At 58.0% G+C, this 13,364-nt stretch carries 13 protein-coding genes; all 13 read left to right on the plus strand.

All coding sequences use genetic code 11. From position 1 onward, the window contains the following. Positions 1–126: 126 nt before the first annotated feature. Positions 127–2,709, plus strand: a complete 2,583-nt coding sequence (gene leuS / locus MMW58_RS21075) for a leucine--tRNA ligase (protein ID WP_133596814.1) — start codon at positions 127–129, stop codon at positions 2,707–2,709. Between the two features lie 14 nt (positions 2,710–2,723). Beyond that, positions 2,724–3,314, plus strand: a complete 591-nt coding sequence (gene lptE / locus MMW58_RS21080) for an LPS assembly lipoprotein LptE (RefSeq protein WP_237372845.1) — start codon at positions 2,724–2,726, stop codon at positions 3,312–3,314. Next, complete coding sequence (gene holA / locus MMW58_RS21085; protein WP_133596812.1) at positions 3,314–4,345, plus strand: DNA polymerase III subunit delta; 1,032 nt, start codon at positions 3,314–3,316, stop codon at positions 4,343–4,345. The genes lptE and holA overlap by 1 nt, the downstream gene beginning before the upstream one ends. Further along, the gene (nadD, locus tag MMW58_RS21090) at positions 4,338–4,988 is read left to right on the plus strand and encodes a nicotinate-nucleotide adenylyltransferase (RefSeq protein WP_241722030.1); all 651 of its coding nucleotides are present in this window, start codon (positions 4,338–4,340) and stop codon (positions 4,986–4,988) included. The genes holA and nadD overlap by 8 nt, the downstream gene beginning before the upstream one ends. A 56-nt stretch (positions 4,989–5,044) precedes the next feature. Further along, complete coding sequence (locus MMW58_RS21095) at positions 5,045–5,674, plus strand: adenosylcobalamin/alpha-ribazole phosphatase (RefSeq protein ID WP_241722031.1); 630 nt, start codon at positions 5,045–5,047, stop codon at positions 5,672–5,674. 209 nt (positions 5,675–5,883) lie between these two features. Next, entirely contained in the window at positions 5,884–6,201 is a 318-nt protein-coding gene (gene rsfS / locus MMW58_RS21100; protein ID WP_004859547.1) for a ribosome silencing factor, read from the plus strand. A gap of 3 nt (positions 6,202–6,204) precedes the next feature. Then, complete coding sequence (gene rlmH / locus MMW58_RS21105; protein WP_041144581.1) at positions 6,205–6,672, plus strand: 23S rRNA (pseudouridine(1915)-N(3))-methyltransferase RlmH; 468 nt, start codon at positions 6,205–6,207, stop codon at positions 6,670–6,672. A 27-nt stretch (positions 6,673–6,699) separates the two neighbouring features. Then, positions 6,700–8,601, plus strand: coding sequence for a peptidoglycan DD-transpeptidase MrdA (gene mrdA, locus MMW58_RS21110; RefSeq protein WP_241722032.1), 1,902 nt, complete (start codon positions 6,700–6,702; stop codon positions 8,599–8,601). Further along, entirely contained in the window at positions 8,601–9,713 is a 1,113-nt protein-coding gene (gene mrdB, locus MMW58_RS21115) for a peptidoglycan glycosyltransferase MrdB (protein WP_128878784.1), read from the plus strand. Before mrdA ends, mrdB begins: the two co-directional genes overlap by 1 nt. Before the next feature lie 10 nt (positions 9,714–9,723). Further along, the gene (rlpA, locus tag MMW58_RS21120) at positions 9,724–10,845 is read left to right on the plus strand and encodes an endolytic peptidoglycan transglycosylase RlpA (protein WP_241722033.1); all 1,122 of its coding nucleotides are present in this window, start codon (positions 9,724–9,726) and stop codon (positions 10,843–10,845) included. Between the two features lie 142 nt (positions 10,846–10,987). Continuing rightward, positions 10,988–12,187, plus strand: coding sequence for a D-alanyl-D-alanine carboxypeptidase DacA (gene dacA / locus MMW58_RS21125; protein WP_045854459.1), 1,200 nt, complete (start codon positions 10,988–10,990; stop codon positions 12,185–12,187). Positions 12,188–12,301: 114 nt separating this feature from the next. Then, on the plus strand, positions 12,302–12,565 hold the full coding sequence (gene ybeD, locus MMW58_RS21130) for a DUF493 family protein YbeD (protein WP_041144576.1): 264 nt from the start codon (positions 12,302–12,304) through the stop codon (positions 12,563–12,565). 94 nt (positions 12,566–12,659) lie between these two features. Continuing rightward, positions 12,660–13,304, plus strand: coding sequence for a lipoyl(octanoyl) transferase LipB (gene lipB / locus MMW58_RS21135; RefSeq protein WP_133596806.1), 645 nt, complete (start codon positions 12,660–12,662; stop codon positions 13,302–13,304). Positions 13,305–13,364: the final 60 nt, after the last annotated feature.

The following is a 13,364-nucleotide window of genomic DNA, read 5'->3' on the forward strand; positions in this document are numbered from 1 at the left end:
TTTTGCCGATGTTAATGTGCGAAAGGCTGTTTTGACGTGGGCGTTTGGGCTATGCTATGCCGATCTGAGATAACACATCCATTGGCTACATTTGTAGCTGTATTGAAAACAGGACCACTGGCTGCCATGCAAGAGCAATACCGCCCGGAAGAGATAGAATCGAAAGTCCAGCTTCACTGGGACGATAATCGTACATTTGAAGTCACTGAAGACGAGAGCAAAGAGAAGTACTACTGCCTGTCGATGCTACCTTATCCTTCTGGCCGACTACACATGGGCCACGTGCGTAACTACACCATCGGCGATGTGATTGCCCGCTACCAGCGTATGCTCGGTAAAAACGTCCTGCAGCCCATCGGCTGGGATGCGTTCGGCCTGCCTGCAGAAGGCGCGGCGGTGAAAAACAATACGGCGCCGGCGCCGTGGACCTATGACAACATCGCCTACATGAAAAACCAGCTGAAAAAGCTGGGCTTCGGCTACGACTGGAGCCGTGAAGTGGCGACCTGCACCCCGGAATACTACCGCTGGGAGCAGAAGTTCTTCACCGAACTGTATAAAAAAGGCCTGGTATATAAGAAAACCTCCGCGGTGAACTGGTGCCCTAACGACCAGACCGTGCTCGCCAACGAACAGGTTATCGACGGCTGCTGCTGGCGCTGCGATACCAAAGTTGAGCGTAAAGAGATCCCGCAGTGGTTTATCAAAATTACCGCCTACGCCGACGAGCTGCTGAGAGATCTGGATAATCTGGATCACTGGCCGGATACCGTCAAGACCATGCAGCGCAACTGGATCGGCCGTTCTGAAGGGGTCGAAATCTCCTTCAACGTTAACGACTACGCCGACAAGCTGACCGTCTACACCACGCGTCCTGATACCTTTATGGGCTGCTCCTACCTGGCCGTAGCCGCGGGCCACCCGCTGGCGCAGCAGGCGGCGGCCAATAATCCGGCGCTGGCTGCGTTTATCGACGAATGCCGCAACACCAAAGTCGCAGAAGCTGAAATGGCGACGATGGAGAAAAAAGGCGTCGATACCGGCTTTAAAGCCATTCACCCGCTGACCGGCGAAGCTATTCCGGTATGGGCGGCCAACTTCGTGCTGATGGAGTACGGTACCGGCGCGGTGATGGCGGTTCCAGGCCACGACCAGCGCGACTATGAGTTTGCCACAAAATATGGCCTCAACATCAAGCCGGTTATCCTCGCGGCAGACGGCTCTGAGCCAGATCTCTCCGAACAGGCGATGACGGAAAAAGGCGTGCTGTTCAACTCCGGCGAATTCAGCGGGCTGAGCTTTGAAGCGGGCTTCAACGCCATCGCCGACAAGCTGGCGCAGATGGGCGTCGGCGAGCGTAAGGTGAACTACCGTCTGCGCGACTGGGGCGTATCCCGTCAGCGCTACTGGGGCGCACCGATCCCGATGGTTACCCTGGAAGACGGCACCGTAATGCCGACCCCGGAAGATCAGCTGCCGGTTATTCTGCCGGAAGATGTGGTGATGGATGGCATCACCAGCCCGATTAAGGCCGACCCTGAGTGGGCTAAAACCACCGTCAACGGCCAGCCTGCGCTGCGTGAAACCGACACCTTTGATACCTTTATGGAATCCTCCTGGTACTACGCGCGCTACACCTGCCCGCAGTACGACCAGGGCATGCTGGACCCGGAAGCGGCGAACTACTGGCTGCCGGTTGATATCTATATCGGCGGTATTGAACATGCGATCATGCACCTGCTGTACTTCCGCTTCTTCCACAAGCTGATGCGCGACGCGGGCATGGTTAACTCTGACGAGCCGGCTAAGCAGCTGCTGTGTCAGGGGATGGTTCTGGCGGACGCGTTCTACTACGTCGGCGAAAACGGCGAGCGTAACTGGGTCTCCCCGGTTGATGCCACCGTCGAGCGCGACGAGAAAGGCCGTATCGTTAAGGCCTTCGATCCGCAGGGCCGCGAGCTGGTGTATACCGGCATGAGCAAAATGTCCAAGTCGAAGAACAACGGCATCGACCCGCAGGTGATGGTTGAGCGCTACGGCGCGGACACCGTGCGTCTGTTCATGATGTTCGCCTCTCCGGCAGATATGACTCTCGAATGGCAGGAGTCCGGCGTTGAAGGGGCAAACCGCTTCCTCAAGCGCGTCTGGAAGCTGGTCTACGAGCACACGACTCAGGGCCCGGCCATCGCCCTCGACGCTGCCAGCCTGAGCGAAGATCAGCAGGCGCTGCGCCGCGACGTGCACAAAACCATCGCGAAAGTGACCGATGATATCGGCCGCCGTCAGACCTTCAACACCGCGATCGCGGCGATCATGGAGCTGATGAACAAGCTGGCGAAAGCGCCGCAGGAAGGCGAGCAGGATCGCGCGCTGATGCGTGAAGCGCTGCTGGCGGTGGTGCGTATGCTCAACCCGTTCACCCCGCACGCGAGCTTCACCTTATGGCAGGAGCTGGGCGGTGAAGGCGATATCGACAGCGCACCGTGGCCGGTCGCCGACGAGCGCGCCATGGTTGAAAATACTACCCTGGTCGTCGTCCAGGTTAATGGTAAGGTTCGTGGTAAAATTACCGTACCGGTCGATGCCACCGAAGATCAGGTCCGCGCCCGCGCGGGTCAGGAACATCTGGTCGCGAAGTATCTCGACGGCGTCACCGTACGTAAAGTGATCTACGTTCCGGGCAAACTGCTCAATCTGGTCGTTGGCTAAGCGCAGGAGGAAGCGTGCGATATCTGGCAACATTGTTGTTATCTCTGGCGGTGTTAATCACCGCCGGATGCGGCTGGCACCTGCGCAGTACTACCCAGGTCCCAACCGCAATGAAAACCATGATCTTCCAGTCGGGCGATCCGAACGGGCCGCTGAGCCGTTCGGTGCGTAACCAGCTGCGCCTGAACGGGGTTGAACTGATCGATGGCAGCACGCTGCGTAAGGATGTTCCTTCTCTGCGTCTGGAATCATCGTCTATTCAGAAAGATACGGCCTCCATTTTCCAGGACGGACGTACCGCTGAGTACCAGATGGTGATGACGGTTCACGCCAGCGTGCTGATCCCGGGTCATGATATCTATCCGATCACGACGAAAGTCTACCGCTCGTTCTTCGATAACCCGCAGGCGGCGTTAGCGAAGGATGCCGAGCAGGATATGATTATCCAGGAGATGTACGACAAAGCGGCAGAGCAGCTGATTCGTAAGCTGCCAAGCGTTCACGTTGCGGATGTCGAAGCCACCAAAGGCGAGGAGAAGCCGGTTACGACGCCCCCCGCCTCCTCCACCTCCGGTGGTCGCGTCTCCACCACGCTGGGTAACTGATGATTCGGTTGTACCCGGAACAGCTCCGCGCGCAGCTCAATGAAGGGCTGCGCGCGGCCTATTTACTGCTGGGTAGCGATCCTCTGCTGCTGCAGGAGAGTCAGGATGCGATTCGCGAAGCCGCTGCCGTTCAGGGCTTTATCGAACACCATACCGCGACGATTGACGCCAGCACCGACTGGCACGCTCTCTTCTCGCTGAGTCAGGCAATGAGCCTGTTCTCCAGCCGCCAAACGCTGCTCCTGATCCTGCCTGAAAATGGCCCCAATGCGGCCATTAACGAACAGCTGGCAACCCTTATCGGCATGCTGCATGACGATTTGCTGCTGATTGTGCGCGGCAATAAGTTGACCAAAGCGCAGGAGAACGCCGCCTGGGTCACCGCCCTCGCCAGCCGTGCGGTGCAGGTAAGCTGCCAGACGCCGGAATATGCTCAGCTGCCGCGCTGGCTGGCCGCGCGCGCTAAGCACAACAGCCTGCAGCTTGACGACGCGGCCAGCCAGCTGCTGTGCTACTGCTACGAAGGCAACCTGCTGGCGCTATCTCAGGCGCTGGAACGGCTGTCCCTGCTGTGGCCGGACGGCAAGCTCACGCTGCCGCGCGTAGAGCAGGCGGTTAACGATGCCGCCCACTTTACGCCGTACCACTGGGTCGATGCGCTGCTGGCGGGCAAAAGCAAGCGCGTGCTGCATATTCTGCAGCAGCTGCGCCTGGAGGGGAGCGAACCCGCGATCCTCCTGCGCACGCTGCAGCGAGAGCTGCTGCTGCTGGTGAACCTGAAGCGCCAGTCGGCCCATACGCCGCTGCGCTCGCTGTTCGATAAGCATCGCGTGTGGCAAAACCGCCGACCGCTGTTAACCGACGCGCTCACCCGCCTCGGCAGCGATCAGCTGCGTCAGGCCGTTACCCTGCTTACCCGAGCGGAGCTCACCTTCAAGCAGGACTACGGAACCAGCATCTGGCCCGAATTAGAGAGCCTTTCTTTACTGCTCTGCCACAAAGCGCTGGCGGACGTGTTTATCGATGGTTGATATGACTCAGCTGCAGGCCATGTACGGAGGCACCTTCGATCCGGTGCATTACGGTCACCTCAAACCGGTCGAAATTCTGGCGAATCAGATAGGCCTGGGGAAAGTGATTATCGTTCCTAACAACGTGCCGCCGCATCGTCCCCAGCCCGAGGCAACCAGCGCCCAGCGCTGGCATATGCTCGAACTGGCTATTGCTGATAAGCCGCTGTTCGTGCTCGACGATCGCGAGCTGCAGCGCCAGACGCCGTCCTGGTCGGCGCAAACGCTGCAGGAGTGGCGCCAGGAGCAGGGGCCAAAGCCGTCGCTCTCATTTATCATCGGCCAGGACTCTTTGCTCACCTTCCCCACCTGGCACAACTACGCCAGCATTCTGGATAACGTGCATCTGATCGTCTGCCGGCGTCCGGGCTATCCGCTGGTGATGCAGCGCCCGGAGGACCAGCAGTGGCTCGATAAGCATTTGACCCACGATGTCGAGCAGCTGCGCCGCCGCCCCGCCGGGGCTATCTATCTGGCGGAAACGCCGTGGTTTGATATTTCGGCCACCCTCATTCGCCAGCGACTTGAGCGCGGCGAATCCTGTGTCGATATGCTGCCGGCGGCCGTCCTGGACTACATTCATCAGCAAAAGCTTTATTGCTAATCCTCGGCGCTGCCGGGTAATTTAGCGTCTCACCTTTCGGCTCAGTGAGGATAATCATGAAACTATGGTTAGTTCGTCATGGCGAAACCCAGGCTAACGCAGCCGGTCTGTACAGCGGACGCGCCCCCACTCCCCTCACCGAACGCGGCGAGGCCCAGGCCCTCCGGCTTGGTCAGCAGCTGCAGGCGGTGGCGTTTGACCGCGTTCTTTGCAGCGAGCTTGAGCGCACCCAGCGCACCGCCGACCTGCTGCTGGGCGAGCGGGCGATCCCCCGAGAAATTATTCCCGACCTCAACGAGATGTTCTTCGGCGACTGGGAAATGCGCCACCATCGGGATTTGCAGCATGAAGATGCGGAAAACTATGCAGCCTGGTGCGCGGACTGGCAGCACGCGGCGCCCACCAACGGCGAAAGTTTTCAGAGTTTTTCCCGGCGGATCGCGGCATTTAGCAAGGCGCTGGCGCAGTATCAGCATCTTGACCATCTGCTCATCGTCGGCCATCAGGGAGCGCTTAGCCTGTTAATCGCCCTGCTGCTGGAGATGCCTGCGGCGGCGATGTGGCGTTTCCCCATCGAGCACGGCGCGTGGAGCATGCTCGATCTGCGCGCAGATTTCGCCACGCTGCGGGTACTAAATAGCCGGGCCGTCTGGCGGGCGGAAGAAGAATTCAGTCCAGACCATTGACAGGTCGGAGCAGGCTGCTATTCTCCGCAGCCTGAAGGTATCCGCCATACAGATGTTTTACAAAAATGGCGATGCAATCAGCGGCGATGGATGGGATGATAGCCGCCTCCAACGCCGGTTGGCAGACATTTATCCCGACTTTTTTATGAGTTCAGGTATACTGCCGGGCTGTTTATTATTTTCACTCTTCACTCACCCAGGGGGAACTCTTGCAGGGTAAAGCACTCCAGGATTTTGTTATCGACAAAATTGATGACCTGAAAGGTCAGGACATCGTAGCCATTGACGTTCATGGCAAATCCAGCATTACAGATTGCATGATTATCTGCACCGGCACGTCTACGCGCCACGTAATGTCCATCGCCGACCACGTGGTACAAGAGTCTCGCGCCGCCGGCATGCTGCCGCTGGGCGTCGAAGGTGAAAGCGCCGCCGACTGGATTGTTGTCGATCTTGGCGACGTCATGGTTCACGTCATGCAGGAAGAGAGCCGTCGTCTTTACGAGCTGGAAAAACTCTGGAGTTAATGCGTGAAGCTGCAGCTGGTGGCCGTTGGCACCAAAATGCCGGACTGGGTTCAGACCGGCTTTAGTGAATATCTGCGTCGTTTTCCAAAAGATATGCCGTTCGAGCTGTTGGAAATCCCCGCCGGTAAGCGCGGTAAAAATGCCGATATCAAGCGTATCCTCGAAAAAGAAGGGGAGATGATGCTGGCAGCCGCGGGTAAAAACCGCATCGTGACCCTGGATATTCCGGGGAAACCCTGGGATACGCCGCAGGTAGCGCGTGAGCTGGAGCGCTGGAAGCAAGATGGCCGCGACGTCAGCCTGCTGATCGGCGGCCCCGAGGGGCTTTCTCCGGCGTGTAAAGCCGCGGCGGAACAGAGCTGGTCGCTCTCCACCCTGACCTTGCCTCACCCGCTGGTTCGCGTACTGGTTGCGGAGAGTCTGTATCGGGCGTGGAGCATTACAACCAACCACCCTTACCACCGTGAATGATGATGACCAGGGTAGACTAAGCAGCGAATGAAATTACAGAATTCTTTCCGCGACTATACGGCTGAATCCTCGCTGTTTGTGCGCCGGGCGCTGGTCGCTTTTTTGGGGATTTTGCTGCTTACCGGCATACTGGTTGCCAATCTTTATAACGTACAGATAGTCCGTTACACGGACTACCAGACGCGCTCGAACGAAAACCGCATCAAGCTGGTTCCCATCCCGCCAAGCCGCGGCATTATCTATGACCGTAACGGCACGCCGCTGGCGCTGAACCGCACCATCTATCAGCTGGAAATGATGCCGGAGAAGGTCGATAACGTGCAGCAGACGCTGGACGCGCTGCGTGACGTCATTGACCTCACGGATGATGATATTGCCGGTTTTAAAAAGGAGCGCTCGCGTTCCCACCGCTTCACCTCTATTCCGGTCAAGGTTAACCTGACCGAAGTGCAGGTTGCCCGCTTCGCGGTCAATCAGTACCGCTTTCCCGGCGTCGAAGTGAAAGGCTATAAGCGCCGCTATTATCCCTACAACTCCGCCCTCACCCACGTTATCGGCTATGTCTCAAAAATTAACGATAAAGACGTCGATCGCCTGGATAAAGAGGGCAAGCTGGCTAACTACGCTTCAACCCACGATATCGGCAAGCTGGGTATCGAACGCTACTATGAAGACGTCCTGCATGGGCAGACCGGCTACGAAGAGGTCGAGGTCAACAACCGCGGCCGCGTCATTCGCCAGCTCAAAGAGGTGCCGCCGCAGGCCGGGCGCGATATCTATTTAACCCTCGATCTCAAGCTGCAGCAGTATATTGAAACGCTGCTGGCCGGCAGCCGCGCCGCGGTAGTGGTCACCGACCCGCGCACCGGCAGCGTTCTGGCGCTGGTTTCCACCCCGAGCTACGATCCAAACCTGTTCGTGGACGGGATCTCCAGCAAGGACTACTCCGGGCTGCTCAACGATCCGAATACGCCGCTGGTCAACCGCGCCACGCAGGGGGTCTATCCGCCGGCCTCGACGGTGAAACCTTACGTTGCCGTCTCGGCGCTGAGCGCCAACGTCATCACCCGCAATACCAGCCTGTTCGATCCCGGCTGGTGGCAGCTGCCCGGTTCGGACAAACGCTATCGCGACTGGAAAAAATGGGGCCACGGGCACCTGAACGTGACCAAAGCGCTGGAAGAGTCTGCAGATACCTATTTCTATCAGGTTGCCTATGATATGGGCATCGACCGCCTGTCGGAATGGATGAATAAATTCGGCTACGGCCACTATACCGGCATCGATCTGTCAGAAGAGCGCTCCGGGAATATGCCCACTCGTGAATGGAAGCTGAAGCGCTTTAAAAAGCCCTGGTATCAGGGGGACACCATTCCGGTCGGTATCGGCCAGGGCTACTGGACCGCCACGCCGATTCAGATGAACAAGGCGCTGATGATCCTGATTAACGACGGCGTGGTAAAAGTGCCCCATCTGCTGCAAAGCACCGTCGAAGACGGCAAGCAGGTACCCTGGGTTCAGCCGCACGAGCCGCCGGTGGGCGATATTCACTCCGGCTTCTGGGAGATAGCCAAAGACGGAATGTTCGGCGTGGCCAACCGCGGCAACGGCACCGCGCATAAGTACTTCGCCAGCGCGCCTTACAAAATCGCGGCGAAATCCGGTACGGCCCAGGTATTCGGCCTGAAGGCCAATGAAACCTATAACGCGCACAGAATCGCTGAGCGCCTGCGTGACCATAAGCTCATGACGGCGTTTGCTCCTTACAACAACCCCCAGGTTGCCGTGGCGATCATTCTCGAGAACGGCGGCGCAGGCCCGGCGGTCGGGACGATTATGCGCCAGATTCTCGATCACATAATGCTGGGTGATAACAATACGAATCTGCCGACTGAAAATCCGGCGGTGACGGCGGGGGAGGATCAATAATGACCGATAATCCAAACAAAAAATCGCTGTGGGATAAAATCCATCTCGATCCCACCATGGTGCTGATACTGCTGGCGCTGCTGACCTATAGCGCGCTGGTTATCTGGAGCGCAAGCGGCCAGGATATCGGGATGATGGAACGTAAAATTGGCCAGATCGCGATGGGTATCGTGATTATGATCGTCATGGCGCAAATCCCGCCGCGCGTGTATGAAGGCTGGGCGCCCTATCTCTATATCTTCTGTATTATTTTACTGGTGGCGGTGGATGCCTTCGGCGCTATCTCGAAAGGCGCCCAGCGCTGGCTGGATCTCGGCGTCGTCCGTTTTCAGCCCTCGGAAATTGCCAAAATCGCCGTTCCGCTGATGGTGGCGCGCTTTATTAACCGCGACGTCTGCCCGCCCTCGCTGAAAAATACCGCCATTGCGCTGGTGCTGATTTTCCTGCCGACCCTGCTGGTTGCGGCGCAGCCTGACCTTGGGACCTCAATCCTTATCGCCCTGTCCGGCCTGTTTGTGCTGTTCCTTTCCGGGCTGAGCTGGCGCCTGATCGGCGTTGCGGTGGTGCTGGTCGCCGCGTTTATCCCGATTCTGTGGTTCTTCCTGATGCACGACTACCAGCGTCAGCGCGTTATGATGCTGCTCGATCCGGAAACTGACCCGCTGGGCGCCGGCTATCACATTATCCAGTCTAAAATTGCTATTGGCTCCGGCGGACTGCGCGGGAAAGGCTGGCTACACGGCACCCAGTCGCAGCTGGAGTTTCTGCCGGAGCGCCACACCGACTTTATCTTCGCGGTCCTGGCCGAAGAGCTTGGGCTGATTGGCGTGCTGGTTCTGCTGGCGCTCTATATCCTGCTCATAATGCGCGGGCTGTGGATCGCCGCCCAGGCGCAAACCACCTTTGGCCGGGTCATGGCCGGTGGTTTAATGTTGATTTTATTCGTTTATGTCTTCGTAAATATTGGTATGGTGAGTGGTATTTTGCCAGTGGTGGGGGTACCGTTGCCGCTGGTCAGCTACGGGGGCTCAGCCCTGATCGTATTGATGGCCGGGTTTGGTATCGTAATGTCGATCCACACCCACAGAAAAATGTTGTCGAAAAGCGTTTAAGGGGTTCGCAATGCGTAAGCAATGGCTGGGGATCTGCATAGCAGCAGGGCTGCTGGCGGCATGTTCGGGTGAAGACGTTCAACAAAAAACCGTCAGCACACCGCAGCCGGCGGTTTGTAATGGCCCAAGCGTAGAAATCAGCGGCGCCGATCCGCACTATGAAGCGCCGAATCCGACGGCAAATCAGGATTACGAACGCGACGGTAAAAGCTATAAAATCGTGCAGGACCCGTCTAATTTTACCCAGACTGGCCTGGCGGCGATTTATGACGCTGAGCCCAACAGCAACCTGACCGCATCCGGTGAGGCCTTCGATCCTACCCAGCTCACCGCCGCGCACCCTACGCTGCCGATCCCCAGCTACGCGCGTATTACCAACGTCGCAAACGGCCGCATGATCGTGGTGCGTATCAACGATCGCGGCCCGTACGGCAACGATCGCGTGATATCGCTTTCGCGCGCCTCCGCCGACCGGCTGAACACCTCGAATAATACCAAGGTGCGCATCGATCCTATTATCGTCGCGCAGGACGGTTCGCTCTCGGGTCCGGGAATGGCCTGTACCACCGTGGCGAAACAAACTTATGCCTTGCCGGCCCGTCCGGACCTGGACGGCGGCAGCGGCGCCTCGACCGATCAGCCGGTGCAAACCGACGTGCGTGCTATCAGTAACTCAACGCTGAAATCCGACGATAGCGTCGGCGCGCCGGTCAACAGCAGCGGCTTCCTCGGCGCCCCAACGCCGTTGAATAACGGCGTGCTGGAGGGCAGTGAGCCCGTCGCTCAGGCCGCCGCATCAATCGCACCGGTCACCGCGCCGGGATCCATCCAGGGCAGCGTTGCTCCGGCCGCCGCCGCGACGACTGCGGTTGCCGCCGCCTCTACCTCGACCCGCGCTGCTGCCAGCGGCGACTATGTGGTACAGGTTGGCGCCGTTAGCGACCAGGCCCGCGCTCAGCAGTACCAGCAGCGCCTGAGCCAGCAGTTCTCCGTTCCCGGCCGCGTGGTGCAAAACGGCGCGGTGTGGCGTATTCAGCTGGGCCCGTTCGCCAGCAAACCGCAGGCCAGCACCGTACAGCAGCGCCTGCAGAGCGAAGCTCAGCTGCAGTCATTTATTACTCACGCCAACTAAACGCGTCGGACCGCCGTCCGTATCGCATTGCGCATGACAAAATCGTTAACAAAGTCATGCGCAATGTCGGATGCCGGTCCGTAGAGCATTTGTTATAGTAAGGCACTTTTTTAACTCCATCACGGATGCCGTTGTTCAGACCATGAAGATCTCTTTCACCGCACGTTTACTCGTTACGGCTCTCTCCGTTGCCGCGCTCTCCTCCGCAGCCCACGCCGATGACCTGAATCTTAAAACCATGATCCCAGGCGCGCCGCAGATTGACGCCGAATCCTGGATACTTATCGATTACAATTCAGGCAAAGTGCTGGCGGAAAATAACGCCGATTCCCGCCGCGACCCGGCGAGTCTGACCAAAATGATGACCAGCTACGTCATTGGTCAGGCCATGAAAGCGGGTAAATTCAAAGAGTCCGATCTGGTCACCGTGGGCAACGACGCGTGGGCAACCGGTAACCCGGTATTTAAAGGCTCCTCCCTGATGTTCCTCAAGCCAGGCATGCAGGTGCCGGTTTCTCAGCTGATTCGCGGTATCAACCTGCAGTCAGGCAACGACGCCTGCGTCGCGATGGCGGACTTCGTTGCCGGTAGCCAGGACGCTTTCGTCAGCCTGATGAACAGCTACGTCAACGCCCTCGGCCTGAAAAACAGCCACTTCCAGACCGTTCACGGCCTGGATGCCGAAGGTCAGTTCAGCTCCGCGCGCGATATGGCGCTGATTGGCCAGGCGCTGATCCGCGACGTGCCGAACGAATACACCATCTACAAAGAAAAAGAGTTCACCTTTAACGGCATCCGCCAGCTCAACCGTAACGGGCTGCTGTGGGATAATAGCCTCAACGTCGACGGCATAAAAACCGGCCACACGGATAAAGCGGGCTATAACCTCGTCGCCTCGGCAACCGAAGGCCAGATGCGCCTGATCTCCGCCGTGATGGGGGGTCGCACCTATAAAGGTCGTGAATCCGAAAGCAAAAAGCTGCTGACCTGGGGCTTCCGCTTCTTTGAAACCGTCAATCCGCTGAAAGCGGGCAAAGAGTTCTCCTCCGAGCCGGCCTGGTTTGGCGATAGCGATCGCGCATCGCTGGGCGTCGATAAAGACGTGTATCTGACTATTCCGCGCGGCCGCATGAAAGATCTGAAGGCCAGCTACGTACTGAACAATACCGAACTGCACGCACCGCTGCAGAAAAACCAGGTTGTCGGCACCATTAACTTCCAGCTGGACGGCAAAACTATCGATCAGCGCCCGCTGGTGGTGCTGCAGGAAATCCCGGAAGGTAATTTCTTCGGCAAAATGATTGATTACATTAAGTTAATGTTCCACCACTGGTTTGGTTAAAAATCGAACGCTTGAAAGTGTGATTTACATCCCCATATACTAACTATCAAAGTAACCTGATAACTCCCGCATCTTGTGGGAGTTATTATTTTTTGTCGTAACACCGGAGCTGACATGAAAACCAAACTTAACGAACTGCTTGAATTCCCTACTCCATTTACTTACAAAGTAATGGGGCAGGCGTTGCCTGAGCTGGTTGATCAGGTGGTGGAAGTGGTACAGCGCCATGCGCCTGGTGATTACTCTCCGCAGGTAAAGCCGAGCAGCAAAGGTAACTACCATTCGGTTTCTATCACCATCAACGCTACCCATATCGAGCAGGTAGAAACCCTGTACGAAGAGCTGGGTAATATTGAGATCGTCCGGATGGTGCTGTAACCCATTCTGCTACCCGGCCTCGCGCCGGGTCATCCCCTCCCCCCCTGTGATATACTCGCTGCCTTAAATCACTTCTCTGTGCGGAGACGTTGTTTTGCAGCACAATAAAATCCTCATTCGGCAACTCGGCCTGCAGCCTTACGCCCCTGTCTCGCAGGCAATGCACGACTTTACCGACTCGCGCGATGAAACAACCCTCGATGAAATCTGGCTGGTTGAACATCATCCGGTCTTTACCCAGGGCCAGGCGGGAAAAGCGGAACACGTTCTGGTGGCGGGCGATATTCCGGTCATTCAAAGCGATCGCGGCGGCCAGGTGACCTACCACGGGCCGGGGCAGCAGGTGATGTACGTCCTGCTCAATCTCAAACGCCGCAAGCTTGGCGTACGCGAACTGGTGACGCTGCTCGAGCAGACCGTGGTTAATACCCTGGCGGAGTACGCTATTGAGTCGCACCCGCGCGCCGATGCGCCCGGCGTTTACGTCGGTGAGCAAAAGATCTGCTCCCTGGGCCTGCGCATTCGCAAAGGGTGCTCGTTCCACGGCCTGGCGCTCAATATCGCGATGGACCTTTCGCCGTTCCTGCGGATTAATCCCTGCGGCTACGCCGGGATGGAGATGGCGCAAATGCGCCAGTGGCAGCCCGAAGCGGCGCCGCAAATCGTCGCACCACGACTGGTTGCCAACCTGCTGGCGCTGCTCGACAACCCGCCGCACGAGTTCATTTCCGCAAAGTAAATCCGAGCGTCCCGGCTTCCCGGGGCGCGTTTTGCGCCTGACTTCTGTTAAGCCATTCTA

The organism is Klebsiella sp. HC6, assembly GCF_022605325.1.
GTDB lineage: Bacteria > Pseudomonadota > Gammaproteobacteria > Enterobacterales > Enterobacteriaceae > Klebsiella > Klebsiella terrigena.